This window comes from Pseudomonas sp. NFX183 (genome assembly GCF_047943075.1).
GTDB lineage: Bacteria > Pseudomonadota > Gammaproteobacteria > Pseudomonadales > Pseudomonadaceae > Aquipseudomonas.
On record NZ_CP181333.1, the window covers coordinates 3322597 to 3347760 of the forward strand.

Annotated in this window: 27 protein-coding genes; 26 read left to right on the plus strand and 1 reads right to left on the minus strand. The window is 59.6% G+C overall.

The features are described from left to right. Position 1 precedes the first annotated feature (1 nt). From tgt to ACM530_RS15505, 5 genes are all read left to right on the plus strand, one after another. A complete protein-coding gene (tgt, locus tag ACM530_RS15485; protein WP_003175976.1) occupies positions 2-1117 on the plus strand; it encodes a tRNA guanosine(34) transglycosylase Tgt in 1116 nt (371 codons plus the stop codon). 43 nt (positions 1118-1160) lie between these two features. Continuing rightward, on the plus strand, positions 1161-1499 hold the full coding sequence (gene yajC / locus ACM530_RS15490; protein WP_003175975.1) for a preprotein translocase subunit YajC: 339 nt from the start codon (positions 1161-1163) through the stop codon (positions 1497-1499). A gap of 62 nt (positions 1500-1561) precedes the next feature. After that, positions 1562-3430, plus strand: coding sequence for a protein translocase subunit SecD (secD, locus tag ACM530_RS15495; protein ID WP_106578266.1), 1869 nt, complete (start codon positions 1562-1564; stop codon positions 3428-3430). Between the two features lie 9 nt (positions 3431-3439). After that, entirely contained in the window at positions 3440-4354 is a 915-nt protein-coding gene (gene secF, locus ACM530_RS15500) for a protein translocase subunit SecF (RefSeq protein ID WP_106578267.1), read from the plus strand. 123 nt (positions 4355-4477) lie between these two features. Beyond that, complete coding sequence (locus ACM530_RS15505) at positions 4478-5020, plus strand: glycine zipper 2TM domain-containing protein (RefSeq protein WP_015885750.1); 543 nt, start codon at positions 4478-4480, stop codon at positions 5018-5020. Positions 5021-5224: 204 nt separating this feature from the next. Here ACM530_RS15505 and suhB read toward each other — a convergent pair whose 3' ends face one another. Beyond that, positions 5225-6040: an inositol-phosphate phosphatase gene (suhB, locus tag ACM530_RS15510; RefSeq protein ID WP_003175971.1), complete on the minus strand. Its 816-nt coding sequence runs from the start codon at positions 6038-6040 to the stop codon at positions 5225-5227. Positions 6041-6185: 145 nt separating this feature from the next. Here suhB and trmJ point away from each other — a divergent pair, with 145 nt between their 5' ends. The 21 genes from trmJ to ACM530_RS15615 all read left to right on the plus strand — a co-directional run bounded on the left by trmJ (position 6186) and on the right by ACM530_RS15615 (position 25016). After that, the gene (trmJ, locus tag ACM530_RS15515) at positions 6186-6956 is read left to right on the plus strand and encodes a tRNA (cytosine(32)/uridine(32)-2'-O)-methyltransferase TrmJ (protein ID WP_416362630.1); all 771 of its coding nucleotides are present in this window, start codon (positions 6186-6188) and stop codon (positions 6954-6956) included. Between the two features lie 2 nt (positions 6957-6958). After that, positions 6959-7741, plus strand: a complete 783-nt coding sequence (gene cysE / locus ACM530_RS15520; RefSeq protein ID WP_242199879.1) for a serine O-acetyltransferase — start codon at positions 6959-6961, stop codon at positions 7739-7741. A gap of 298 nt (positions 7742-8039) precedes the next feature. Then, positions 8040-8531 carry a Fe-S cluster assembly transcriptional regulator IscR gene (gene iscR / locus ACM530_RS15525; protein WP_003194020.1) on the plus strand — a complete coding sequence of 164 codons (492 nt, stop codon included), beginning with the start codon at positions 8040-8042 and terminating at the stop codon, positions 8529-8531. Positions 8532-8581: 50 nt separating this feature from the next. Then, positions 8582-9796 (plus strand): IscS subfamily cysteine desulfurase, encoded by a 1215-nt coding sequence (locus tag ACM530_RS15530; protein WP_017530022.1) that lies wholly within the window; start codon positions 8582-8584, stop codon positions 9794-9796. A 99-nt stretch (positions 9797-9895) separates the two neighbouring features. Next, complete coding sequence (iscU, locus tag ACM530_RS15535) at positions 9896-10282, plus strand: Fe-S cluster assembly scaffold IscU (RefSeq protein WP_003175965.1); 387 nt, start codon at positions 9896-9898, stop codon at positions 10280-10282. A 28-nt stretch (positions 10283-10310) separates the two neighbouring features. Further along, positions 10311-10634, plus strand: coding sequence for an iron-sulfur cluster assembly protein IscA (gene iscA, locus ACM530_RS15540; protein WP_003209680.1), 324 nt, complete (start codon positions 10311-10313; stop codon positions 10632-10634). Between the two features lie 8 nt (positions 10635-10642). Continuing rightward, positions 10643-11164: a co-chaperone HscB gene (gene hscB / locus ACM530_RS15545; RefSeq protein ID WP_242199880.1), complete on the plus strand. Its 522-nt coding sequence runs from the start codon at positions 10643-10645 to the stop codon at positions 11162-11164. Positions 11165-11212: 48 nt separating this feature from the next. After that, the gene (gene hscA, locus ACM530_RS15550; protein ID WP_416362631.1) at positions 11213-13075 is read left to right on the plus strand and encodes a Fe-S protein assembly chaperone HscA; all 1863 of its coding nucleotides are present in this window, start codon (positions 11213-11215) and stop codon (positions 13073-13075) included. Between the two features lie 3 nt (positions 13076-13078). Continuing rightward, the gene (gene fdx, locus ACM530_RS15555; RefSeq protein ID WP_015885743.1) at positions 13079-13420 is read left to right on the plus strand and encodes an ISC system 2Fe-2S type ferredoxin; all 342 of its coding nucleotides are present in this window, start codon (positions 13079-13081) and stop codon (positions 13418-13420) included. A 14-nt stretch (positions 13421-13434) separates the two neighbouring features. Continuing rightward, complete coding sequence (gene iscX, locus ACM530_RS15560; RefSeq protein WP_003238461.1) at positions 13435-13635, plus strand: Fe-S cluster assembly protein IscX; 201 nt, start codon at positions 13435-13437, stop codon at positions 13633-13635. A 92-nt stretch (positions 13636-13727) separates the two neighbouring features. Next, the gene (gene ndk / locus ACM530_RS15565) at positions 13728-14153 is read left to right on the plus strand and encodes a nucleoside-diphosphate kinase (protein WP_003175956.1); all 426 of its coding nucleotides are present in this window, start codon (positions 13728-13730) and stop codon (positions 14151-14153) included. 29 nt (positions 14154-14182) lie between these two features. Next, entirely contained in the window at positions 14183-15331 is a 1149-nt protein-coding gene (gene rlmN / locus ACM530_RS15570) for a 23S rRNA (adenine(2503)-C(2))-methyltransferase RlmN (RefSeq protein ID WP_005791178.1), read from the plus strand. A gap of 12 nt (positions 15332-15343) precedes the next feature. Then, a complete protein-coding gene (gene pilW / locus ACM530_RS15575) occupies positions 15344-16102 on the plus strand; it encodes a type IV pilus biogenesis/stability protein PilW (RefSeq protein ID WP_416362632.1) in 759 nt (252 codons plus the stop codon). Further along, complete coding sequence (locus tag ACM530_RS15580) at positions 16102-17100, plus strand: RodZ domain-containing protein (protein ID WP_416362633.1); 999 nt, start codon at positions 16102-16104, stop codon at positions 17098-17100. Before pilW ends, ACM530_RS15580 begins: the two co-directional genes overlap by 1 nt. Positions 17101-17102: 2 nt before the next feature. Then, a complete protein-coding gene (gene ispG, locus ACM530_RS15585; protein ID WP_025859271.1) occupies positions 17103-18212 on the plus strand; it encodes a flavodoxin-dependent (E)-4-hydroxy-3-methylbut-2-enyl-diphosphate synthase in 1110 nt (369 codons plus the stop codon). 21 nt (positions 18213-18233) lie between these two features. After that, on the plus strand, positions 18234-19523 hold the full coding sequence (hisS, locus tag ACM530_RS15590) for a histidine--tRNA ligase (RefSeq protein ID WP_106578273.1): 1290 nt from the start codon (positions 18234-18236) through the stop codon (positions 19521-19523). Between the two features lie 65 nt (positions 19524-19588). Beyond that, the gene (locus ACM530_RS15595) at positions 19589-20206 is read left to right on the plus strand and encodes a tetratricopeptide repeat protein (protein WP_177410102.1); all 618 of its coding nucleotides are present in this window, start codon (positions 19589-19591) and stop codon (positions 20204-20206) included. Next, on the plus strand, positions 20199-21350 hold the full coding sequence (bamB, locus tag ACM530_RS15600; RefSeq protein WP_145164194.1) for an outer membrane protein assembly factor BamB: 1152 nt from the start codon (positions 20199-20201) through the stop codon (positions 21348-21350). The genes ACM530_RS15595 and bamB overlap by 8 nt, the downstream gene beginning before the upstream one ends. Positions 21351-21484: 134 nt before the next feature. Beyond that, the gene (der, locus tag ACM530_RS15605) at positions 21485-22954 is read left to right on the plus strand and encodes a ribosome biogenesis GTPase Der (protein ID WP_122489126.1); all 1470 of its coding nucleotides are present in this window, start codon (positions 21485-21487) and stop codon (positions 22952-22954) included. A gap of 134 nt (positions 22955-23088) precedes the next feature. After that, positions 23089-24237, plus strand: coding sequence for a pyridoxal phosphate-dependent aminotransferase (locus tag ACM530_RS15610; protein ID WP_416362634.1), 1149 nt, complete (start codon positions 23089-23091; stop codon positions 24235-24237). Next, complete coding sequence (locus ACM530_RS15615; protein WP_416362635.1) at positions 24225-25016, plus strand: amidohydrolase; 792 nt, start codon at positions 24225-24227, stop codon at positions 25014-25016. Before ACM530_RS15610 ends, ACM530_RS15615 begins: the two co-directional genes overlap by 13 nt. The last annotated feature ends 148 nt before the right edge of the window (positions 25017-25164 follow it).

Genomic DNA, 25164 nt, shown 5'->3' on the forward strand with positions numbered 1-25164 from the left:
TATGTCGTTTGAATTGTTGGCCACGGATGGCAAGGCTCGTCGTGGTCGCCTCACGTTTCCGCGCGGCACCGTCGAAACCCCGGCCTTCATGCCCGTGGGCACCTACGGCACCGTAAAAGGCATGCTGCCGCGTGACATCGTCGCCACCGGCGCCGAGATCATCCTCGGCAACACCTTCCACCTGTGGCTGCGCCCGGGCACGGAAGTGATCAAGAAGCATGGCGACCTGCATGACTTCATGAAGTGGCAGGGCCCGATCCTCACCGATTCCGGTGGTTTCCAGGTGTTCAGCCTGGGCGCCATGCGCAAGATCAAGGAGGAGGGCGTGACCTTCGCCTCGCCGGTCGACGGGTCCAAGGTGTTCATGGGCCCGGAGGAGTCGATGCAGGTGCAACGCGACCTGGGCTCCGACATCGTGATGATCTTTGACGAGTGCACGCCGTACCCGGCGGACGAAGACGTGGCGCGTATCTCTATGGAGCTGTCGTTGCGTTGGGCTCAGCGTTCGAAGAATGCCCATGGCGACAACACCGCGGCGCTGTTCGGTATCGTTCAGGGCGGCATGCACGAAAGCCTGCGCAAGCGTTCGCTGGAAGGCCTGGACAAGATCGGCTTTGACGGCCTGGCCATCGGCGGTTTGTCGGTGGGCGAGCCCAAGCACGAGATGATCAAGGTGCTGGATTACCTGCCGGGCCTGATGCCGGCTGACAAACCTCGTTACCTTATGGGCGTTGGCAAACCGGAGGATCTCGTAGAGGGTGTGCGCCGCGGTGTGGACATGTTCGATTGCGTGATGCCAACCCGTAATGCCCGCAATGGGCATCTGTTCATCGATACAGGCGTGCTGAAGATCCGTAACGCGTTCCATCGCCATGATGATTCGCCGCTGGATCCCACCTGTGACTGCTACACCTGCCAGAACTTCTCGCGCGCTTATCTGCACCATCTGGACAAGTGCGGGGAAATGCTGGGTAGCATGTTGAATACCATCCACAATTTGCGTCACTACCAAGTCCTGATGGCTGGTTTGCGCGAGGCTATTCAACAGGGTACATTGGCCGCCTTCGTCGATGCCTTCTATGCCAAGCGCGGGCTCCCTGTGCCGCCCTTGGACTGAGTTTTCCGACCCTAAGATTCACTATTTGCAACTGGAGTGCTAAATGAGCTTTTTTATCTCTAATGCCATGGCTGACGCCGCTGCGCCTGCCGCTGCCGGCCCTATGGGCGGTGGTTTTGAGTGGATTTTCCTGGTCGGCTTCCTGGTCATCTTCTACCTGATGATCTGGCGTCCACAGGCCAAGCGCGCCAAAGAGCAGAAAAACCTGCTGGGCAGCCTGCAAAAAGGTGACGAAGTTGTGACCACTGGCGGCATCGCCGGCAAGATCACCAAGGTTTCCGATGCTTTCGTGGTTCTGGAAGTCTCCGACACCGTAGAAATGAAGTTCCAGAAGGGCGCCATCGCCGCCACGTTGCCAAAAGGCACGCTCAAAGCGATCTGAGTAACAACCTTTACCAATCGACGGGGCGCGCAAGGCGCCCCGCGTTATAAGCGGGCGGCGTGATGCTGAACAAATACCCTCTGTGGAAATACGTACTGATCCTGGCGGTGCTGGCGATCGGTTTTATTTATTCCGCTCCCAATCTTTATCCTGATGACCCTGCGATCCAGATCACGGGCGCCAGCACTTCGCTGCAAGTCAATCAGGCTGACCTGGAACGCGCGAGCAAAGCGCTCACCGATGCGGGCATTCAGGTTAAAGCGGCAACATTGGCGGCTGATGCGAAGGGCGGCTTGTTGCGCCTGACCAAGGCAGAAGACCAATTACCGGCCAAAGACGTTGTGCGCAAGGTCATGGGTGACGACTACGTTGTCGCGCTGAACCTGGCACAGACCACGCCAAAATGGCTGCGCAGCATTGGCGCGCACCCGATGAAGCTGGGTCTGGACTTGTCCGGTGGTGTGCACTTCCTGTTGGAAGTCGACATGGACAAAGCCCTCGACGCACGCCTGAAAGTCTACGAAGGCGATGTGAAGAGCCTGCTGCGCAAAGAGAAGTTGCGTTATCGCAGCCTGCCGCAGCTCAACGGTGCCATCCAGCTGGGCTTCTCTGACGAAGCGTCCCGCGAACAGGCCCGTGCGCTGATCCGCAAGAACTTCAACGATTTCGACATCGTGCCGGCCGACCTCAATGGTCAACCTGTACTGCGTCTGGCGATGACCCCAGCCAAGCTGGCGGAAATCCGCGAATACTCCATCAAGCAGAACTTGACCACGGTACGTAACCGCGTCAACGAGCTGGGTGTGGCTGAGCCGATTGTTCAGCGTCAAGGCGCCAACCGCATCGTGGTCGAGTTGCCGGGCGTGCAGGACACTGCTGAAGCCAAGCGTATCCTGGGTAAGACCGCCAACCTGGAGTTCCGTCTGGCTGCTGAGCCGGGTGCTTCTCGCGCGACTGCCGAAGAATTCGAGTTCCGTGAAGGTAATCGTCCTCCAGCGTTGATCGAGCGTGGCTTGATCATCACTGGCGACCAGGTCACCGATGCCAAGGCTGGTTTTGGCGAGCACGGTACGCCTGAAGTGAACATTCGTCTGGATGGTCACGGCGGCGAACTGATGAGCCGCGCCACGCGCAGCAACGTTGGTCGCAGCATGGCGGTGATCTTCATCGAGCAGCGCCCGATCACCACCTACACCAAGCAAGTGGTCAACGGCGTCGAGAAAGACGTGCCGGTGCAGACCTTCAAGGAAGAGAAGAAGATCATCAGCCTGGCGACCATCCAGTCGCCACTGGGTGCTCAATTCCGCATCACAGGCCTGAACGGCCAGGGCGAATCGTCCGAGCTGGCACTGCTGCTGCGTGCCGGTGGCCTGGCGGCGCCGATGTACTTCGCTGAAGAGCGCACCATTGGCCCGAGCCTGGGTGCCGATAACATCACCAAGGGTATCGACGCGGCCTTGTGGGGCATGCTGTTCGTGTCGCTGTTCATCATTGCCATCTACCGCTTCTTCGGCATCATTGCCACCGTGGCCCTTGCGGGCAACATGGTCATGCTGCTGGCGCTGATGTCGCTGCTGGGCGCTACACTGACCCTGCCAGGTATCGCCGGTATCGTGCTCACCATGGGTATGGCGGTAGATGCCAACGTACTGATCTTCTCGCGGATTCGTGAAGAGATCGCGGCGGGCATGACCGTACAGCGTGCAATCAACGAAGGCTTCGGCCGGGCATTTACCGCGATTCTTGACTCCAACTTGACCACTTTGCTGGTCGGCGGGATTCTCTTTGCCATGGGCACCGGCCCGGTCAAAGGTTTTGCGGTCACCATGTCCCTCGGTATCTTTACCTCGATGTTCACGGCCATCATGGTGACCCGCGCAATGGTCAACCTGATCTTTGGCGGGCGTGACTTCAAGAAGTTGTGGATTTAAGGGGCTGCCATGTTACGTACAATCAACTTCATGGGCGTTCGCAACATTGCGTTCGGCGTCACTGTGCTCCTTACCGTTCTGGCGCTGTTCAGCTGGTTCCATAAGGGCCTGAACTACGGTCTGGACTTCACCGGCGGTACGCTCATCGAGCTGACCTACGAGAAGCCGGCCGACGTTACCCTGGTGCGCAACGAGCTGGTCAAGGCCGGCTATCACGAAGCCATCGTGCAGAGCTTTGGTGCAACTACCGATCTGCTGGTGCGTATGCCAGGTGAAGACCCGCAACTGGGTCACCAGGTAGCCGAAGCCTTGCAGAAGGTCGGCGGCGACAACCCGGCGTCGGTCAAGCGCGTTGAGTTCGTAGGCCCGCAGGTGGGTGAAGAGCTGCGCGACCAGGGCGGCCTCGGCATGCTGATGGCGCTGGTCGGCATCATGATCTACCTGGCGTTCCGCTTTCAGTGGAAGTTCGGCGTCGGCGCGATTGTGTCGCTGATCCACGACGTGATTGTGACCGTGGGCATCCTCGCGTACTTCCAGATCACTTTCGACCTGACAGTGTTGGCGGCGGTGCTGGCGATCATTGGTTACTCGCTCAACGACACCATCGTGGTATTCGACCGGGTGCGTGAAAACTTCCGTGTACTGCGCAAGGCGTCGCTGATCGAGAACATCAACGTCTCGACCACCCAGACCCTGCTGCGGACCATGGCGACATCGATCTCCACGTTGCTGGCGATTGCTGCGCTGATGATCTTCGGTGGCGACAACCTGTGGGGCTTCTCCCTGGCGCTGTTCATCGGCGTTCTGGCGGGCACCTACTCGTCGATCTACATCGCCAACGTGGTGCTGATCTGGCTGAACCTCAACAGCGAAGACTTGATCCCTCCTGCCGCTACCGGCAAGGAGGTCGACGACCGCCCTTGATGGGCGCTTGTTGACACGCTGTTACAAAGAAGGCGCGAGTATTGAACTCGCGCCTTTTTTTTTGCTCCAAGGCTGGGTATAGCGCGGACGTTTCGGTCCGCTTGTGATGGTCAGGAGGTTCACGTGAACAAGTCGTTGCTGGTTGGTGCGGTATTGGGTGCTGTCGGTGTGACTGCCGGGGGTGCTGTTGCCACCTACAGCCTGGTAAAAAGCGGCCCTGAGTATGCGCAAGTGCTGGCGGTGCAGCCGGTGAAAACCCAGATTAAAACCCCGCGCGAGGTCTGCAAGGACGTCGCCGTAACCCGGCAGAAGCCGGTGCAGGATCAGCATCAAATCGTCGGCACTGTGGTGGGTGCGCTGGCCGGTGGCCTGTTGGGCAACCAGGTCGGTGGCGGTAATGGCAAGAAGCTGGCGACTGTAGCCGGTGCGGTGGGTGGTGGTTACGCCGGTAACAAGGTTCAGGAAGGCATGCAGAACCGCGATACCTACACCACCACGCAAACCCGGTGTAACACCGTCAACGACATCAGCGACAAGGTTGTCGGCTATGACGTGCGGTACACCCTGGATGGCAAGGAAGGTTCGGTGCGGATGGACCGTGATCCGGGTGGTCAGATTCCAGTGGATAAAGAAGGTCGTTTGGTCTTGGGTCAAAACCAGCAGTAATTCCAGGCCGGGCGCGGGTCAAAATGTGGGAGCGGGCTTGCTCGCGAACGCGGAGTGTCAATCAACAGATTTATTGACTGGCTACCGCTTTCGCGAGCAAGCCCGCTCCCACATTGGGTATGGGTTGACGCTGGAATTGCCGTATCACCCAAATGCCAGGCATAAAAAAAGCACCCCTCGGGGTGCTTTTTTGTGCTCGCTCGCTTAGCGCTTCAGCGAAGCCGGCAGGTGCGGCTGGATCGCCGTCAGTACTGCCTTGAAGCATTTGGTGTTGCCAGCAACAACGTGGCCTTTCTCAAGGAAGTCGTGACCGCCGGTGAAGTCGCTCACCAAACCGCCAGCCTCTTGAATCAGCAGGGCGCCTGCGGCCATGTCCCACTCGGACAGGCCCGACTCCCAGAACGCGTCAAAACGGCCGGCAGCCACATAAGCCAGGTCCAGGCTGGCTGCGCCAGCGCGACGGATACCGGCGGTCTGGCCAACCAGGGCGCGGAACATGCCCAGGTAGTTTTCCAGGTTGTCCATCTGGTCGTCACGGAACGGGAAGCCCGTGCCCAGCAGGGCGCCGTCCAGGCTGGTGCGACCGCTGACACGCAGGCGACGACCATTCAACTGGGCGCCACGGCCACGGCTGGCGGTGAATTCTTCCTGGCGAACCGGGTCCAGAACCACTGCGTGTTCCAGGCGGCCGCGGTATTTGCAGGCAATGCTCACCGCAAAGTGAGGAATGCCGCGCAGGAAGTTGGTGGTGCCATCCAGTGGGTCGATGATCCACAGGTAGTCTTCGCCTTCGCCGCTGCCTTTGTGCAAACCGGTTTCTTCGCCGAGGATGCCGTGGGTAGGGTAGGCCTTGCGCAGCGCGTCGATGATTTTCTGTTCGGCGGCGCGATCCACCTCGGACACATAATCCTTGGCGTCTTTTTCGTCGACCTTGATGGTATCCAGGCGCTCGATGGAGCGGAAGATCAATTCACTGGCGCTGCGGGCGGCGCGCAGCGCGATATTCAGCATGGGCTGCATGGATGTGTCACCTAAGGTTGTTAAAGAAAGCCGGGCATTCTAGCAGAAACTTTCTTCAGGTGAAGGACGACGTTAGCTTTCATGGCATAACCTTAGGCTGTTCTGTAAGATTTGCTCCCCTTTCCCGTGTCCGAGAGCGCCTCCCTTGCTGCAAAACATTCGTGTCGTTTTGGTCAATACCAGTCATCCCGGCAACATCGGCGGGGTGGCGCGAGCCATGAAAAACATGGGGCTGACGCGCCTGGTGCTGGTCGAGCCGCGCGTGTTCCCGCACCACGAGGCCGATGCCCGTGCATCCGGCGCCAACGACATCCTGGAAAAAGCCCAGGTTGTCGCTACCTTGGAAGACGCTTTGGTCGGCTGCAACCTGGTGCTCGGCACCAGCGCCCGCGACCGTCGCATCCCCTGGCCACTGCTGGATCCGCGCGAGTGCGGCACCAAGGTAGTGGAGGAAGCTGCCGGCGGCGCAGAAATCGCTTTGGTATTCGGCCGTGAAGACTCCGGCCTCACCAATGACGAGCTGCAGCGATGTCATTACCACGTGCACATTCCATCAGACCCTGAATTCAGTTCGCTGAACCTCGGGGCGGCGGTGCAGGTATTGAGTTATGAAGTGCGCATGGCCTGGCTGGCTGCTGAAGGTCAGCCGAGCAAGATAGAAAAGGATGAAGTTGCATCGACCAAGAGTGGCGAACTGGCCACGATGGACGAGCTGGAGCGATTCTATGAGCACCTGGAGCAAACCCTGGTGGCCATCGAATTTCTCGATCCGGAAAAACCACGGCACTTGATGGCACGCCTGCGTCGCTTGTACGGACGCAGCTCGGTCAGCCGAGCAGAGATGAATATATTGCGTGGCATCCTCACGGAAACCCAGAAAGCGGCCCGTGGCGAGCTGCTTAAGCGGAAGGATTAAAAATGTTCGAGCGTTTGCGAGAAGATATCCAGAGTGTTTTCCACCGTGACCCGGCGGCGCGCAACGCCTTTGAAGTGCTGACCTGCTACCCGGGCATGCACGCGATCTGGATTCACCGCCTGTCCGGCGCGTTGTGGGGCATGGGCTGGAAATGGCTGGCGCGCGTGGTGTCGAACTTCGGCCGCTGGTTGACCGGGATCGAGATTCACCCGGGCGCCAAGGTGGGGCGTCGCTTCTTTATCGACCATGGCATGGGCATTGTGATTGGCGAGACCGCCGAAATCGGTGATGACGTGACCTTGTATCAAGGCGTGACCCTGGGCGGTACCACCTGGAATAAAGGCAAGCGCCACCCGACTCTGGGTGATGGCGTGGTGGTAGGGGCGGGCGCCAAGGTGCTCGGCCCCTTTACGGTGGGTGCCGGTGCCAAAGTAGGCTCCAACGCCGTGGTGACCAAGGCCGTACCGCCTGGCGCCACCGTCGTGGGCATTCCGGGGCGGATCATCGTCAAACCGGAAGTCGGCGATGAGCAGGAAGCCAAGCGCAAGGCCATGGCTGAGAAAATCGGCTTTGATGCCTACGGCGTCAGCGAAGACATGCCTGACCCCGTGGCGCGTGCTATCGGGCAATTGCTAGACCACTTGCAGGCAGTCGACGGCAAGCTGGACGGCATGTGCGGCGCGTTGAAGGAGTTGGGCAGCAACTATTGTGCGAAAGATCTGCCTGAGCTGCGCGAAGAAGACTTTGCCGAGATCAAGAGCGAGGCCGCCACCAAGGCTGGCTGAGTCTTAAGGTCGGTAAAAATCTCCTGTGGGAGCTGGCTTGCCTGCGATAGCGGTCTGCCAGCCACCCTTTCGTACTGATCCACCGCTTTCGCAGGCAAGCCAGCTCCCACATCTGATCTCCATTGGTCTTGGCGTGAGGCTTTGGCCCCGTTCCCGCTGTTCGATCCCGCCCCATCCTGCTATGATTCGCGCGCCCTTTTTACGGGTAATCCTGACTAAAGTACTAGGTCTTATAGTTGACTTAAATACTCGGGAATCGCATACTTGCTCCCATTCTGAAACACCTTGGTACTTGTCCATGAGACTGACTACAAAAGGCCGATACGCGGTAACCGCCATGCTTGACCTGGCCTTGCACGCGCAAACTGGGCCGGTGTCCCTGGCCGATATCTCCGAGCGCCAAGGCATTTCCCTGTCCTACCTCGAACAGCTGTTTGCCAAATTGCGCCGTAGCAACTTGGTTTCCAGCGTACGTGGGCCGGGTGGCGGCTACCAACTGTCCCGCGACATGCAGGGCATTCAGGTAGCCCAGGTGATCGACGCGGTCAACGAATCCGTCGATGCCACCAAATGCCAGGGTTTGGGTGATTGCCACGCCGGCGACACCTGCCTGACGCACCACTTGTGGTGTGACTTGAGCCTGCAGATCCATGAGTTTTTGAGTGGTATCAGCTTGGCTGATCTTGTGACTCGCCGTGAGGTGCAAGAAGTAGCCCAGCGTCAGGACCAGCGCCGTTGTAACACCAAGGCGCCGCGTCTGGACAAGATCGAAGCGTCCGCCGTCGAGTGACAGCCGCAGAGCTAACGGCACGCCAGCCAGCCTGATTTAGGAGAAAGTCCATGAAATTGCCGATTTACCTTGATTACTCAGCGACCACCCCGGTTGATCCGCGGGTCGCGCAAAAGATGAGCGAATGCCTGCTGGTTGACGGAAACTTCGGCAACCCGGCCTCCCGTTCCCACGTGTTCGGCTGGAAAGCCGAGGAAGCGGTCGAGAACGCTCGTCGCCAGGTGGCTGACCTGGTGGGCGCCGACCCACGCGAAATTGTCTGGACCTCTGGTGCTACCGAGTCCGACAACCTGGCAATCAAGGGCGCGGCGCATTTCTACGCGACCAAAGGCAAACACCTGATCACCACCAAGATTGAGCACAAGGCTGTCCTCGACACCATGCGCCAACTGGAGCGTGAAGGTTTTGAGGTCACCTACCTCGAGCCAACCACCGACGGCATCGTCACCCCGGCCATGATCGAAGCCGCGCTGCGTGAAGACACCATCCTGGTTTCCGTGATCCACGTGAACAACGAAATCGGCACCATCAACGACATCGCGGCCATCGGCGAGCTGACCCGTTCCAAGGGCATCCTGCTGCATGTCGACGCGGCTCAGTCCACCGGCAAGGTCGACATCGACCTGTCGAAACTGAAAGTCGACCTGATGTCGTTCTCCGCCCACAAGACTTACGGTCCTAAAGGTATCGGCGCGCTGTACGTGAGCCGCAAGCCTCGCGTGCGTATCGAAGCCACCATGCACGGCGGCGGTCACGAGCGCGGCATGCGTTCCGGCACCCTGGCGACCCATCAGATCGTCGGCATGGGTGAAGCCTTTCGTGTAGCCAAAGAAGACATGGCTGCCGAAAACGTGCGCATCAAGGCGCTCAGTGATCGCTTCTACAAGCAGGTCGAGAACCTTGAAGAGCTGTACATCAACGGCAGCATGACCGCCCGTGTACCGCACAACCTGAATTTGAGCTTCAACTACGTCGAAGGCGAGTCGCTGATCATGGCGCTCAAGGACCTGGCGGTTTCGTCCGGTTCGGCCTGCACCTCGGCCTCGCTTGAGCCTTCGTACGTGCTGCGCGCCCTGGGCCGCAACGACGAACTGGCACACAGCTCGATCCGCTTTACGTTCGGCCGTTTCACCACCGAAGAGCAAGTCGACTACGCCGCGCAGAAAGTCTGCGAAGCCGTCAACAAGCTGCGCGTTCTGTCGCCGCTGTGGGACATGTACAAAGACGGTGTCGACATTTCCAAGATCGAGTGGGCGGCACACTAAATATAGAAGCCGCCACCCAAGCTCTGTAGGAACGTGGCGGAAAACGCAGGCGTTTTTACAGGGTTCCAGAGCGGCCCTGATGAGTGAGGATTCAGTACCATGGCTTACAGCGAAAAGGTCATCGACCACTACGAAAACCCGCGCAACGTCGGCAAGATGAACGCGGAAGACCCTGATGTCGGCACTGGCATGGTCGGCGCTCCGGCGTGCGGCGACGTTATGCGCCTGCAGATCAAGGTCAACGACGCTGGCGTTATCGAAGACGCCAAGTTCAAGACCTACGGCTGCGGTTCCGCCATTGCCTCAAGCTCCCTCGCCACCGAGTGGATGAAAGGCAAGACCCTGGATGAGGCTGTCACCATCAGCAACACCCAGCTGGCCGAAGAACTGGCCCTGCCGCCAGTGAAAATTCACTGCTCCGTACTCGCAGAAGACGCCATCAAGGCGGCCGTTCGCGACTACAAGCAGAAGAAAGGCTTGATCTAAGCATTTGGCGACGAGTAAGGAGTCAACGATGGCTATCAGCATGACAGAAGCGGCTGCGCAGCACATTCGCCGCTCCCTGAATGGGCGCGGTAAAGGTGAGGGGATTCGTCTGGGTGTTCGCACCACGGGCTGTTCCGGCCTTGCCTACGTGCTGGAGTTTGTCGACGAGGTGGTCGAAGAGGATCAGGTGTTCGAAAGTCACGGCGAGAAAGTGATCATCGACCCTAAAAGCCTTACCTACCTGGACGGCACCGAGCTCGATTTCGTCAAGGAAGGGTTGAACGAAGGCTTCAAGTTCAACAACCCAAACGTACGCGGTGAATGTGGCTGCGGCGAAAGCTTCAACATCTGAGGCTATCTGTGGGTACTCCTTGTCATTTCGCTTTATTCGAGCTGCAGCCGAGCTTTCGGCTGGACCTCGAGCAGCTTGCCACGCGCTACCGAGAACTGGCGCGTGGCGTGCATCCGGACCGCTTCGCTGACGCTTCCGAGCGTGAGCAACGCCTGGCGCTGGAGAAGTCGGCCAGCCTCAATGAAGCCTATCAGACGCTTAAAAGCCCCCCGAAACGCGCGCGTTACCTGCTCGCGATGAACGGTGGCGAGTTGCCGATTGAAGTCACGGTGCACGACCCGGACTTCCTGATGCAGCAGATGCAGTGGCGCGAAGAACTCGAAGATTTGCAGGACGAAGCCGATGTGGCCGGTGTCGCAGTCTTCAAGCGCCGTCTGAAAATGGCCCAGGATGAGCTCAACGAAAGCTTCGCAGCCTGTTGGGATGATGCAGCGCAACGTGAACAGGCCGAACGCCTGATGCGGCGCATGCAGTTCCTCGACAAGCTCACCTACGAAGTGCGCCAGCTAGAAGAGCGCCTCGACGATTAACCCAGTGCTGCCCGTGCACGCCTGATAGACAGATAAGACCTGATTACCATGGCCCTACTGCAGATCGCCGAACCCGGCCAAAGCCCTCAACCGCACCAGCGTCGCCTGGCGGTCGGGATTGACCTGGGCACCACCAATTCCCTGGTCGCCGCCTTGCGCAGCGGCCTGTCCGAGCCGCTGCCCGACGCCGATGGCCAGGTTATCCTGCCGTCGGCCGTGCGCTATCACGCTGACCATATTGAAGTTGGTGAGTCGGCCAAGCTGGCGGCGTCCTCCGATCCTTTGAACACTGTGCTGTCGGTGAAGCGCTTGATGGGTCGTGGTCTGTCCGACGTCAAGCAATTGGGTGACCAGCTGCCGTATCGCTTTGTCGGCGGCGAATCGCATATGCCATTCATCGACACCGTCCAGGGCCCCAAAAGCCCGGTGGAAGTGTCGGCCGATATCCTCAAGGTGCTGCGCCAGCGCGCGGAAACCACCTTGGGCGGCGAACTGGTCGGCGCGGTGATTACCGTGCCTGCGTATTTTGACGATGCTCAGCGCCAAGCCACCAAGGACGCGGCGAAGCTCGCCGGTCTGAACGTGCTTCGCCTGCTCAATGAGCCGACGGCGGCCGCTGTGGCCTATGGCCTGGATCAGCACGCCGAAGGCCTGGTTGCGATTTACGACCTGGGCGGCGGCACCTTTGATATTTCGATCCTGCGCCTGACCGGCGGTGTGTTCGAAGTGCTGGCCACTGGTGGCGATACCGCCCTGGGCGGCGATGACTTCGATCACGCCATTGCCGGCTGGATCATCACCAGCGCCGGTTTGTCCGCCGACCTGGACCCGGGCGAGCAGCGGCATTTGCTGCAAACCGCCTGTGCGGCCAAAGAAGCGCTGACTGACGCCAGTTCTGTCGATGTTTCCTACGGTTCCTGGTCGGCTCAGTTGACGCGCGAAGCCTTCGACGCGCTGATCGAGCCAATGGTCGCTCGCAGCCTTAAAGCCTGTCGCCGTGCTGTGCGGGATTCCGGCGTTGAACTGGAAGACGTGGCTGCCGTGGTCATGGTCGGCGGTTCGACCCGTGTGCCGCGTGTGCGCGAAGCCGTTGCTGAAGCATTTGGTCGCCAGCCGCTGACTGAAATCGATCCGGATCAAGTCGTCGCCATCGGTGCTGCAATCCAGGCCGATACCCTGGCCGGCAACAAGCGCGACGGTGGCGAATTGCTGCTGCTCGACGTGATCCCGTTGTCCCTGGGGCTGGAAACCATGGGCGGCCTGATGGAGAAGGTGATTCCACGCAACACCACCATCCCCGTTGCCCGCGCCCAAGACTTCACCACCTATAAAGATGGCCAGACGGCCATGATGATTCATGTGCTGCAAGGTGAGCGCGAGCTGATCAGCGACTGCCGTTCCCTGGCGCGCTTTGAATTGCGCGGCATTCCGGCGATGGTGGCCGGTGCAGCGAAAATCCGCGTGACCTTCCAGGTTGACGCCGATGGTCTGCTCAGCGTGGCTGCGCGTGAGCTGGGCTCAGGCGTAGAAGCCAGCATCCAGGTCAAGCCGTCCTACGGCCTGACCGACGGCGAAATCGCCAAAATGCTCAAGGACTCGTTCCAGTACGCCGGTGACGACAAAGTCGCCCGTGTACTGCGTGAGCAGCAAGTCGATGCGCAACGCCTGCTTGAGGCCGTGCAAGGCGCTCTCGATGCCGATGGCGAGCGCCTGTTGGACGCCGAAGAGCGCATGGTCATCGACCTGCAGATGCAGGAGCTGGCCGAACTGATGAAAGGCAACGATGGTTACGCCATCGAGCAGCAGACCAAGCGCCTGTCGCAGGTGACTGATGCCTTTGCCGCCCGCCGCATGGATCAGACGGTGAAAGCCGCACTGGCCGGGCGCAACCTGAATGAAATCGAGGAATAATTAATGCCGCAGGTCATTTTTCTGCCACACGCCGAGCATTGCCCGGACGGTATGGTCGTGGAGGCTGAGACCGGCAAGTCCATCCTCGAAGTTGCCCATGACAACCACATCGAGATCGAGAGTGCCTGCGGCGGTGTTTGCGCCTGCACCACCTGCCACTGCGTGATTCGCGAGGGTTTCAACTCGCTTGAAGAAGCGGATGAGCTGGAAGAAGACTTTCTGGACCGCGCGTGGGGCCTTGAAGCGACTTCTCGCCTAAGCTGTCAGGCAAAGGTTGGGACTGAAGACATCACCGTCGAAATTCCGAAATATTCCCTCAACCATGCGGCCGAAGCACCGCATTGATTCAAGGAAATGTCATGAGCCTGAAATGGGTTGATGTACAAGAAATCGCTATACAACTTGCTGAAGCCCACCCTGAGGTCAATCCTCTGACGGTCAACTTCGTCAAGCTGCGCAATCTGGTGATGGAGCTGCCGGACTTTGACGACATCCCCGACCGGGGTGGCGAAAAGGTTCTGGAGGCGATTCAAGGCCTGTGGATCGAAGAAGCAGACTGAGCCGCCTTATTACGCAGTTAGGCAATACCCAATAACCCGCGTATAATTCGCGGGTTTAATTTTTCGTAAATTACCGTTTCTGGAGTTACACCATGGCTGTTCAACGTACTTTCTCCATCATCAAGCCTGACGCTGTTGCAAAAAACGTCATCGGCGAGATCACCACTCGTTTCGAAAAAGCCGGCCTGAAGGTTGTAGCTTCGAAACTCAAGCAACTGTCCAAAGCTGAAGCTGAAGGCTTCTACGCTGAGCACAGCGCTCGTGGTTTCTTCGGCGACCTGGTTGCCTTCATGATCTCCGGTCCTGTTGTTGTTCAGGTTCTGGAAGGCGAAAACGCTATCGCTCTGAACCGTGAGCTGATGGGCGCTACCAACCCTAAAGAAGCTGCTGCCGGCACCATCCGTGCTGACTTCGCTGAGTCCATCGACGCCAACGCTGTTCACGGTTCGGACTCCGAAGCCGCTGCTGCTCGCGAAATCTCGTACTTTTTCGCTGCTACTGAAGTAACCGCTCGCTAAGCATCGGCTTAAAGAGTGAGGGTGAATCCATGACTACATCGACTGTTAAAACCAACCTGCTGGGTCTGACTCAGCCGGAAATGGAGAAATTCTTCGACTCAATCGGGGAGAAGCGTTTCCGTGCCGGTCAGGTAATGAAGTGGATTCACCACTTTGGCGTCGACGATTTCGACGCCATGACGAACGTCAGCAAGGCCCTGCGCGACAAGCTCAAGGCCATTGCTGAGGTCCGTGGTCCCGAAGTGGTCAGCGAGGACATCTCCAGCGACGGCACCCGTAAGTGGGTGGTGCGCGTGGCGTCCGGCAGCTGCGTCGAGACCGTCTACATTCCCCAGGGCAAGCGCGGCACGTTGTGCGTTTCGTCCCAGGCAGGCTGTGCCCTGGACTGCAGTTTCTGCTCCACCGGCAAGCAAGGCTTCAATAGCAACCTCACCGCCGCCGAAGTCATCGGCCAGGTGTGGATTGCCAACAAATCCTTTGGCAGCGTCCCGGCAACCGTCGACCGTGCCATCACCAACGTGGTGATGATGGGCATGGGTGAGCCGCTGCTGAACTTCGACAACGTTATTGCGGCCATGCATTTGATGATGGACGACTTGGGCTACGGCATTTCCAAGCGCCGTGTGACCCTGTCGACCTCGGGCGTGGTGCCGATGATCGATGAGCTGGCCAAGCACATCGACGTCTCTCTGGCGTTGTCGCTGCACGCACCCAATGACGCATTGCGTAACCAATTGGTGCCGATCAACAAGAAGTATCCGCTTAAGATGCTGCTCGAATCTTGCCAACGTTACATGGCAACCTTGGGCGAGAAGCGTGTGCTGACCATTGAGTACACCATGCTCAAGGACATCAACGACAAGGTTGAGCACGCCGTCGAGATGATCGAGTTGCTCAAGAACACCCCGTGCAAGATCAACCTGATTCCGTTTAACCCGTTTCCACATTCTGGCTACGAGCGGCCGAGCAACAATGCTATCCGCCGTTTCCAGGATCAACTGCACCAGGCCGGCTACAACGTCACCGTACGCACCACTCGTGGTGAAGACATCGACGCCGCCTGTGGCCAATTGGTAGGGCAGGTGATGGACCGCACCCGCCGTAGCGAACGTTATATCGCCGTGCGCGAACTTAACGCCGCCGAAGATTTGCCGCAAATTGCTGTGAATCGAATCTGAGAGAGGATCTCTATGCCCTTGCGCCTTGCGCTGCTTTTGCTAGTTACCGGCCTCGCGGCCGGTTGTGTTTCATCGGGCCATGACAGCCCGTTGCAGACGGGTAAAGGCCGTGACGAGGCGCGAGTTGCCTATGTGCAACTGGGTTTGGGTTATTTGCGACAAGGCATGAGCGAGCAGGCCAAGGTGCCGTTGAAAAAGGCCCTCGAGCTGGACAGCGACGATGCCGACGCGAATGCCGCGCTGGCTTTGGTGTTCCAGGCCCAGGCCGAGCCTGAGTTGGCCGATCAATATTTCCACAAGGCCTTGGCCTCGCGTCCTGCCGACCCTCGGCTGCTGAACAATTACGGCAGCTTCCTGTTCGAGCAGAAACGTTATGACCAGGCTTCCCGTTATTTCCAACAAGCCGCTGCTGACGCCCTCTACCCGGAGCGGTCGCGGGTGTTCGAGAACCTTGGGGTCACCTCGATGCGCCTCGGCCAGCGCGACAGCGCGCGCCAGCAGCTGGAAAAAGCCCTGCATTTGAACAGTCGTCAGCCACGCGCGTTGCTCGAAATGGCTGAGTTGTCTTACGAAGACAGGCATTATGTGCCGGCACGTGACTATTACGAGCGTTTTAGCCTGCTCAGCGGGCAAAATGCACGTAGTCTATTGCTCGGTTTGCGGCTGGCGACGGTTCATGATGAACGCGACACCGCCGCACGTTTTGGCCAGCAACTCGAACGACTCTATCCCGGTACGCCGGAATATCAGCAATACCTGTCGGAGCAATGATGAAAGCGGCGCACCCGGAAGTTGTAGCAGCTAATCGCGTAAACCCAGGCGAGACCTTGCGTCAGGCCCGCGAAAGCAATGGTTGGTCGCTGGCAGAAGTGGCCCTCAAGCTCAATTTGACCACGACTTCCCTGGGCAACCTGGAAGCCGGCGCGTTCGACAAGCTGCCTGGGCATACCTTCGCCCGCGGCTATATCCGCGCTTATGCCAAGTTGCTGGGCATTGACCAGACCGTGCTGGTCCAGGAATTCGACCAATTTACCGGCACCGACTCTCAGGGCAGCAATGTGCATGGCCTGGGTCGCATCGAAGAGCCGGTGCGGGTTTCCCACACGATTTTGCGAATTGTCAGCCTGTTGCTGCTGATTGCCGTGATCGGCGGCGGTTTCGTCTGGTGGCAAGACCAGACCTCCCAGCGCAGCAAGGACCTGACCAGCAACGCCATGGAGCACGTCGAAGTCGAAAGCGCCGACGGCACCACCCAGATTCACCCGCTGGACGAGCCGGAAGACCAGGCCGTTGCCGAAGGGCAAGCCGCGCCAGAAGCACCGGCCACCGCCGAGCAGCCCGCGCCGGAAGCGGGTACTGCAGCGGCGACTGCTGCCGTGCCGACTCCAGCCGTACCGGCGGCCCCGGCCGCGCCAACTGCCCAGGCCCATACCCCAGCCGCTGCCGCACAGGCTCCAGCGACCGCCGCGGCAACTGCGCCGGCCGCGCCGACCGTTGCGCCGCCTGCCGCGCCTGCGTTGGTCGCTGGCGACGGGCATATCCAGATTACCTTCGTCGCTGACTGCTGGACGCAAGTCACCGATGGCAACGGCAAAGTGCTGTTCAGCGGTTTGAAGCGTAAGGGAGATACGCTTGACCAAGGCGGCAAGCCTCCTTTGACGCTGCGTCTGGGCTTTGCCCGTGGCGCGCAAGTGGCCTATAACGGCCAGCCTGTGGACGTAGCGCCGTTCACCAGTGGCGAGACCGCTCGCCTCAAGTTGGGACAATAGTCATGCACGGCGAATCTCCAATCAAACGTCGCGTATCGCGCAAGATCTGGGTCGGCTCAGTGCCGGTGGGTGGCGACGCCCCCATCGCGGTACAGAGCATGACCAACAGCGACACCAATGATGTCGCCGCCACCGTCGCCCAGATCAACCGTCTGGAAGCGGCCGGCGTGGACATCGTGCGGGTTTCCGTGCCGGACATGGATGCTGCCGAAGCCTTCGGCCGCATCAAGCAGCTGGTCAAGGTGCCGCTGGTTGCCGACATTCACTTCGATTACAAAATCGCCTTGCGTGTTGCCGAGTTGGGCGTCGATTGCCTGCGCATCAACCCAGGCAACATTGGTCGCGAAGACCGTGTGCGCGCAGTGGTGGATGCTGCCCGTGATCGCGGGATTCCGATCCGCATCGGCGTCAACGCCGGCTCCCTGGAAAAAGACCTGCAAAAGAAATACGGCGAACCGACCCCGGCCGCGCTGGTTGAATCGGCGCTGCGCCACGTTGAACACCTTGAACGCCTGAATTTCCAGGACTTCAAGGTCAGCGTAAAGGCTTCCGACGTGTTCATGGCGGTAGAAGCTTACCGCCTGCTGGCCAAGGAAATCGTGCAGCCGCTGCACCTGGGTATCACTGAAGCGGGCGGTTTGCGCTCAGGCACAGTGAAATCTGCGGTGGGTCTCGGTATGCTGCTCGCCGAAGGGATTGGCGATACTATCCGCATCTCCCTGGCGGCGGACCCGGTAGAGGAAGTGAAGGTCGGTTACGACATTCTCAAATCCCTGCATTTGCGTTCCCGTGGCATCAACTTCATTGCCTGCCCGAGCTGCTCGCGGCAGAACTTCGACGTGGTGAAAACCATGAACGAACTGGAAGGGCGCCTCGAAGACTTGCTGGTGCCGCTGGATGTTGCGGTGATTGGCTGTGTGGTTAACGGCCCGGGTGAAGCCAAAGAGGCGCACATCGGCCTGACTGGCGGTACACCGAACCTGATTTACATCGACGGCAAGCCGTCGCAGAAGTTGACGAATGACAATCTGGTGGATGAGCTCGAAAGACTGATCCGCGAGAAAGCGGCCGAGAAGGTCGCGGCTGACGCAGCGCTGATCGCGCGCGGCTAAGAACGAATTTAAGGATTAGATGTGAGCAAGTCTCTGCAAGCCATTCGTGGCATGAACGACATCCTGCCGGAGCAGACGCCGTTGTGGCGCTACTTCGAGAGCACGGTCGCGCGCCTGCTGGATAACTACGGTTACAAGCAGATCCGCATGCCGATCGTCGAATTCACCGAGCTGTTCAAGCGCTCCATCGGTGAAGTGACCGACATCGTCGAAAAAGAGATGTACACCTTTGAAGACCGCAACGGCGACTCCTTGACCCTGCGTCCGGAAGGCACCGCTGCGTGCGTGCGCGCCGTGCTCGAGCATGGCATCACGGGTGGCGGCCAGACCCAGAAGCTGTGGTACATCGGCCCGATGTTCCGCCACGAGCGCCCGCAGAAAGGTCGTTACCGCCAGTTCCACCAGATCGGCTGCGAAGTCTTCAACCTGGATGGCCCGGACATCGACGCCGAGCTGATCGTGTTGACCTGGCGCCTGTGGGGCCAACTGGGTATCCGCGACGCGGTCAAACTTGAACTCAACAGCCTGGGCACCAGCGAATCCCGGGGCCGCTATCGCGAAGCCCTGGTCGAGTACCTATCCGCTCACCTGGACAAGTTGGATGAAGACAGCCAGCGCCGTCTGAAAACCAACCCGTTGCGTGTACTGGATACCAAGAACGCCGACACCCAGGCCGTACTGGTCGATGCGCCGAAAATGGCCGACTATCTGGACGACGAATCGCGCACGCATTTCGAGGGCCTCAAGGCTCGTCTGGATGCGGCCGGTATTCCCTACGTGATCAACCCGAAACTGGTGCGCGGCCTCGATTACTACAGCAAGACCGTCTTCGAGTGGGTCACCGACAAACTCGGCGCCCAGGGCACCGTGTGTGCCGGTGGTCGCTACGACGGCTTGGTTGAGCAAATGGGCGGCAAGCCGACCACGGGCGTGGGCTTTGCCATGGGCATCGAGCGGCTGATCCTGCTGCTCGAAACCCTGGAGCAGGTTCCGGAAGAAATTTCCCGTCAGGTGGACGTGTACCTGTGCGCCTTTGGCGAGGCCGCCGAACTGGCAGCCCTGGCCCTGAGCGAGAAAGTACGCGACCAACTGCCGAACCTGCGCCTGCAGGTCAATGCCGGCGCCGGCAGCTTCAAGAGCCAGTTCAAGAAGGCCGACAAGAGCGGTGCGCTGTATGCACTGATCCTCGGCGATGACGAACTGGCCCAGCAAGTGATAGGTTTCAAACCCCTGCGTGGCCAGGGCGAGCAACAGAACATTGCCTTTGATGCGCTTGCCGCGCACTTGGCCACCTGCGTCGTGCAGGGTTGAAGCTGTCGAACAGCCGAATTTAGCGATTAAGGAGTATTGGGGTGTCGAGTACTGATGATGAGCAGATGGCCGAGTTCAAGGACTGGTGGCAGCGTAACGGCAAGCCCCTGGTTACCGGCGGTCTGCTGGCTTTAGTGGTGGTGTTCGGCTGGCAAGCCTGGCACAAGTATCAGGCCAACCAGTCCCAAGGCGCCTCGGTCCTCTATCAGCAATTGCTGGAAACCACGCTCACGCCGGACGGCAAGCCTGATCCTGCCCAGGTAGCAGACCTGGCCGGCAAGCTCAAAAGCGAATTCGGCGGTAGCACCTACGCCCAATACGGCAGCCTGTTCGTCGCGAAAGTCGCGGTCGACACCGGCAAGCTGGATGACGCCGCAACCGAGCTGAAGGCCATCGCCGACAAGCCGACCAACCCGACCCTGGGTGAAATCGCACGTCAGCGCCTGGCACAGGTATTGGCGGCACAGAACAAGGCTGACGAAGCACTCAAACTGCTCGACGGCGATGCTGACAAAGCATTTGTGGCCACTCGTGAAGAGCTCAAGGGCGACCTGTTGGTCCAATTGGGTCGTACCGACGAAGCCCATGCTGCGTACCAAAAAGCCAAGGCGGCGCTGTCTGATGAAGCGGCAGTCGGTGGCTTACAAATCAAGCTGGACGACTTGGCCAAAGGGGATGCGTGACGTGATCCGTTGGAAACATGCAGCATTGCTGGCTCTGGCCGTTCTGGCCGCGGGTTGCAGCAGCAACAGTAAAAAAGAACTGCCTCCGGCCGAGCTGACCAGCTTCAAGGAAGAAGTGGTCCTGCAAAAGCAGTGGAGCCGCTCCGTCGGTGATGGCCAGGGCGACCTGTACAACCTGCTGCAGCCGGCAATCGACGGCGAAAACATTGTGGCCACTGACTCCACTGGCGTGATCATGGCCATGGATCGCATGAATGGCGACGTGAAGTGGAAGAAAGACCTCGAGCTGCCGGTTTCCGGTGGCGTGGGTGTCGGCTACGGCATGGTGCTGGTCGGTACGCTCAAAGGCGACGTGGTTGCTCTGGACTCGGCGACGGGCGAAGAGAAATGGCGCGCTCGCGTGACCAGTGAAGTGCTCGCAGCGCCTGCTACCAACGGCGATGTCGTGGTGGTGCAGACCCAGGATGACCGTGTGATCGGCCTGGACGCCGCCACCGGCAACCAGCGTTGGCTGTACGACAGCACCCCTGCGGTGTTGACCCTGCGCGGTACCAGTGGTCCGATTGTGACCAACAACCTGGCCGTTGCAGGCCTGTCGACCGGTAAAGTGGTCGCCCTGGATACCCAGAACGGCGTGCCGGCCTGGGAAACCCGCGTGGCAATCCCTCAAGGTCGTTCCGAACTGGATCGCGTGGTGGACATCGACGGCGGCTTGCTGCTGTCGGGTGAAACCATCTATGTGGCCACCTACCAGGGCCGTGTCGCTGCGCTGGACCTGCAAAGTGGCCGCATCAACTGGCAGCGTGATGCCTCCAGCTATGCCGGTGTCGCCCAAGGGTTTGGCAGCGTCTACGTAAGCCTGGCGTCCGGCACCGTTGAAAGTGTCGACGAGCGCTCCACCACTGCACTGTGGAGCAACGACTCTCTGGCCCGCCGTCAACTGTCGGCCCCGGAAGTATTCTCCAGCTACGTAGCGGTAGGTGACTTCGAAGGTTACCTGCATCTGCTGAGCCAGGTGGACGGTCGTTTTGTCGGCCGCGAGCGTATCGACAGCGACGGCCTGCGTGCCCGTCCGCTGGTCGTGGGTAACATGCTTTACGTGTATGGCAACAGCGGCAAGCTGGAAGCCCTGACCATCAAGTAAGAACTATGCTTGGGGTAAAACCCAGGCGGCCCCGCTTCGGCGGGGCATGCGGCATTTGAATATGCTGCCCCGAGCACCAGCCGCTGCCTTGCAGCGGCTTTTGTATTTTCTGAAATAACGAAGTGGAGAGCCGCATGGTTCCCGTAATCGCCCTGGTGGGCCGACCTAACGTCGGCAAGTCCACCTTGTTCAACCGCCTGACCAGGACTCGCGACGCCATCGTCGGCGACTTGTCCGGTCTGACCCGTGATCGCCAATACGGTGAGGCAAAGTGGCAAGGGCGCTCCTACATTATTGTCGACACCGGTGGTATCTCCGGTGACGAGCATGGCATGGACGAAAAGATGGCCGAGCAGTCGCTGCTCGCTATCGAAGAAGCCGATGTCGTGTTGTTCCTGGTGGACGCCCGCGCGGGCTACACCGCTGCCGACCAGATGATTGGCGAGCACCTGCGCAAGCGCAACAAGCGTTCCTATTTGATCGCCAACAAGATCGATAACATCGATCCTGAGGCGGCCCGCGCCGAGTTCAGCCCGATGGGCCTGGGCGACGCGATCCCGGTCGCCGGCGCTCACGGTCGCGGTATCACCCAAATGCTGGAAATCGCCCTGCGCGACTTCCCTAAGGATGACGCCGAGGAAGAAGAGGGCGAGGAAGAGATCGTCGCCGAAGGTGAGGAAGCCAAGCGCATTCCTGGCCCGAGCGAAAAAGACGGTATCAAGATCGCCATCATCGGCCGCCCGAACGTTGGCAAGTCGACCCTGGTTAACCGCATGCTCGGTGAAGACCGGGTAATCGTTTATGACCAGCCCGGCACCACCCGCGACAGTATCTACATCCCGTTCGAGCGTAACGACGAGAAGTACACGCTGATCGACACCGCCGGTGTGCGCAAGCGCGGCAAGATCCACGAGGAAGTTGAAAAGTTCTCGGTGGTCAAGACCCTGCAGGCGATCAAAGACGCCAACGTGGTGATCTTCGTGATGGACGCCCGCGAAGGCGTGGTGGACCACGACCTCAACTTGCTGGGCTTTGCCCTGGAAGCCGGTCGCGCCCTGGTGATCGCGATCAACAAGTGGGACGGCATGACGCCGAGCGAGCGCGATTTCGTCAAGATCGAGCTGCAGCGTCGCCTGTTCTTTGTTGAGTTCGCCGATATCCACTTCATCTCGGCACTGCACGGCACTGGCGTGGGTAACCTCTACGCGTCCGTACAGAACTCGTTCAAGTCCGCGGTCACCCGCTGGCCGACCAACCGCCTGACCCAGATCCTGGAAGACGCGGTTGGCGAGCACGCGCCGCCGATGGTCAACAACCGCCGGATCAAACTGCGTTACGCCCACTTGGGTGGTGCCAACCCGCCGATTATCGTGATCCACGGTAACCAGATCGAGAAGGTCCCTAAGTCCTATGTGCGTTACCTGGAAAACACCTACCGCCGTGTCTTGAAACTGGTCGGTACGCCGATCCGTATCGAGTTCAAAGGTGGCGAGAACCCATACGAAGGCAACAAGAACACACTGACTGACCGTCAGGTGAACAAGAAGCGTCGTTTGATGACTCACCACAAGAAGGCCGACAAGAAGCGCCGCGACAAGAAATAAGCGCCGCCTCACGTTGTCCGCTACACGCTGCAAGAGGGCTCTTTTTGAGCCCTTTTTTGTGCCTGGTGGATTGCTGGCTTGACCTGCTTGCAGCTTGCAGCTTAAAACTTGCAGCTCACCCGAAGGGGGCTCCCATGATCACCAGCAAGCTGCCGAATGTCGGTACGACCATTTTCACCACCATGTCGCAACTCGCTGCCGAGACCGGCGCGCTCAACCTGTCCCAGGGCTTTCCCGATTTCAATGGCCCCAAGGCGTTGCTCGATGCGGTGGGCCAGCACGTTGCCAGCGGGCATAACCAGTATTCACCTATGACCGGCCTGCCGGCCCTGCGCCAGCAAGTGGCGGCCAAGATCGCCCGCAGTTATGGCGCTACGGTTAACCCCGACAGTGAAGTGACCATTACTCCCGGCGCCACTGCCGCGATTTTCTGTGCGATTCAGGCGGTGATCCGCAACGGCGATGAAGTCATCGTGTTCGACCCCTGCTACGACAGCTACGAGCCCTCGGTCGAGCTGGCCGGCGGTCGCTGCGTGCATGTACAGCTGAGCCTGCAGGGCTTCTCCCTGGACTTTGAAAAGATCAAGGCCGCGCTGTCGCCGCGCACACGCATGATCATCCTCAACACCCCGCACAACCCGACCGGCGCACTGATCAGCCGCGCCGAACTCGACCAGTTGGCCGAATTGGTCCGCGACCGCGATATCTATCTGGTCAGCGATGAAGTCTACGAACACTTGGTGTTCGACGGCGTGCCCCATGTCAGCGTGTTGGCCCATGAAGAACTGTATCAGCGTGCGTTCGTGGTCAGCTCCTTCGGCAAGACTTACCACGTCACCGGCTGGAAAACCGGCTACGTGGTCGCGCCACCGGCGCTGACCGCTGAACTGCGCAAGGTGCATCAATATGTCAACTTCTGCGGCGTGACCCCTTTGCAGTACGCTTTGGCGGACTTCATGGCCGAACACCCGGAACATGTCGAAGAGTTGCCAGCTTTCTACCAGGCCAAGCGCGACCTGTTCTGCGACTTGCTGGCGCCATCGCGCTTCAGCTTCTCCCGGGTGGCCGGTACTTACTTCCAATTGGTGGATTACTCACAGATTCGCCCGGACCTGGATGACGTCGCCATGTCGCTATGGATGACCCGCGAGCACGGCGTGGCCACAATCCCGGTCTCGGTGTTCTATCAGAACCCACCCCAAGGCCAGCGCCTGGTGCGCCTGTGCTTTGCCAAACGCGAGGAGACGCTGCAACAAGCAGCCGAAAAACTATGCGTGATCTGAGTGCATTACCCAACCTGAACATCGCCCTGGTGCAGACCAGCCTGGTGTGGCATGACCGTCAGGCCAACCTGGAACATTTCGAGCTGTTGCTGGAGCAGGCCAAAGGGGCCGATCTGATTGTGCTGCCGGAGATGTTTACCACCGGGTTTTCAATGGAGTCGGAAACCCTGGCTGAACGGGAAAACGGCCCGACCCATCATTGGCTCCAGGCCCAGGCGGCGAAGTACAGCGCCGTGATCACTGGCAGTGTGATTATCCAGGCCGCCGATGGCAGCCATCGCAACCGCCTGCTGTGGGCGCGGCCGGACGGCGAGGTGTTGCACTACGACAAGCGCCACTTGTTCCGGATGGCGGGCGAGCACGACCACTACACGCCAGGCGAGCGCCAGGTGCAGTTCGAATTGAAGGGTTGGCGTATTCGGCCGTTGATTTGCTATGACTTGCGCTTCCCGGTGTGGAGCCGTGATGCTCAGGACACAGACTTGCTGCTGTACACCGCCAATTGGCCGGGTGCACGGCGCCTGCACTGGAACCGTTTGCTGCCAGCGCGCGCGATCGAAAACCTGTGCTACGTGGCGGCGGTGAATCGGGTGGGCACGGATGGGAAGGGCTTTGCCTACACCGGAGACAGTCAGGTGCTGGATTTTCAGGGCGAGACCTTGCTGAGTGCAGGGGAGGCGGATGGCGTGTTTCAGGTGTGCCTGGAGGCGGCGGAGCTGGCGGCGTATCGCGAAAAATTTCCGGCGAACCTTGACGCAGATAGGTTTGAGTTTGTCTGAAAGACCGCTTTCGCGAGCAAGCCCGCTCCCACATTTAGAGTGCATTCCCCCTGTAGGAGCGGGCTTGCCCGCGAAGAGGTCATCAGCATCACCACAGATCTAAAGTAAAAAGGCCCCTGAGTGCTCACCCAGGGGCCTTTTGCATTCC

Bases quoted from the DNA above. Each gene is read 5' to 3' on its own strand.
- tgt (WP_003175976.1), top strand. From the start codon at position 2: ATGTCGTTTGAATTGTTGGCCACGGATGGCAAGGCTCGTCGTGGTCGC.
- yajC (WP_003175975.1), top strand. From the start codon at position 1,161: ATGAGCTTTTTTATCTCTAATGCCATGGCTGACGCCGCTGCGCCTGCC.
- secD (WP_106578266.1), top strand. From the start codon at position 1,562: ATGCTGAACAAATACCCTCTGTGGAAATACGTACTGATCCTGGCGGTG.
- secF (WP_106578267.1), top strand. From the start codon at position 3,440: ATGTTACGTACAATCAACTTCATGGGCGTTCGCAACATTGCGTTCGGC.
- suhB (WP_003175971.1), bottom strand. From the start codon at position 6,040: ATGCAGCCCATGCTGAATATCGCGCTGCGCGCCGCCCGCAGCGCCAGT.
- cysE (WP_242199879.1), top strand. From the start codon at position 6,959: ATGTTCGAGCGTTTGCGAGAAGATATCCAGAGTGTTTTCCACCGTGAC.
- iscR (WP_003194020.1), top strand. From the start codon at position 8,040: ATGAGACTGACTACAAAAGGCCGATACGCGGTAACCGCCATGCTTGAC.
- ACM530_RS15530 (WP_017530022.1), top strand. From the start codon at position 8,582: ATGAAATTGCCGATTTACCTTGATTACTCAGCGACCACCCCGGTTGAT.
- iscU (WP_003175965.1), top strand. From the start codon at position 9,896: ATGGCTTACAGCGAAAAGGTCATCGACCACTACGAAAACCCGCGCAAC.
- iscA (WP_003209680.1), top strand. From the start codon at position 10,311: ATGGCTATCAGCATGACAGAAGCGGCTGCGCAGCACATTCGCCGCTCC.
- hscA (WP_416362631.1), top strand. From the start codon at position 11,213: ATGGCCCTACTGCAGATCGCCGAACCCGGCCAAAGCCCTCAACCGCAC.
- fdx (WP_015885743.1), top strand. From the start codon at position 13,079: ATGCCGCAGGTCATTTTTCTGCCACACGCCGAGCATTGCCCGGACGGT.
- iscX (WP_003238461.1), top strand. From the start codon at position 13,435: ATGAGCCTGAAATGGGTTGATGTACAAGAAATCGCTATACAACTTGCT.
- ndk (WP_003175956.1), top strand. From the start codon at position 13,728: ATGGCTGTTCAACGTACTTTCTCCATCATCAAGCCTGACGCTGTTGCA.
- rlmN (WP_005791178.1), top strand. From the start codon at position 14,183: ATGACTACATCGACTGTTAAAACCAACCTGCTGGGTCTGACTCAGCCG.
- pilW (WP_416362632.1), top strand. From the start codon at position 15,344: ATGCCCTTGCGCCTTGCGCTGCTTTTGCTAGTTACCGGCCTCGCGGCC.
- ACM530_RS15580 (WP_416362633.1), top strand. From the start codon at position 16,102: ATGAAAGCGGCGCACCCGGAAGTTGTAGCAGCTAATCGCGTAAACCCA.
- ispG (WP_025859271.1), top strand. From the start codon at position 17,103: ATGCACGGCGAATCTCCAATCAAACGTCGCGTATCGCGCAAGATCTGG.
- ACM530_RS15595 (WP_177410102.1), top strand. From the start codon at position 19,589: ATGGCCGAGTTCAAGGACTGGTGGCAGCGTAACGGCAAGCCCCTGGTT.
- bamB (WP_145164194.1), top strand. From the start codon at position 20,199: ATGCGTGACGTGATCCGTTGGAAACATGCAGCATTGCTGGCTCTGGCC.
- der (WP_122489126.1), top strand. From the start codon at position 21,485: ATGGTTCCCGTAATCGCCCTGGTGGGCCGACCTAACGTCGGCAAGTCC.
- ACM530_RS15610 (WP_416362634.1), top strand. From the start codon at position 23,089: ATGATCACCAGCAAGCTGCCGAATGTCGGTACGACCATTTTCACCACC.
- ACM530_RS15615 (WP_416362635.1), top strand. From the start codon at position 24,225: ATGCGTGATCTGAGTGCATTACCCAACCTGAACATCGCCCTGGTGCAG.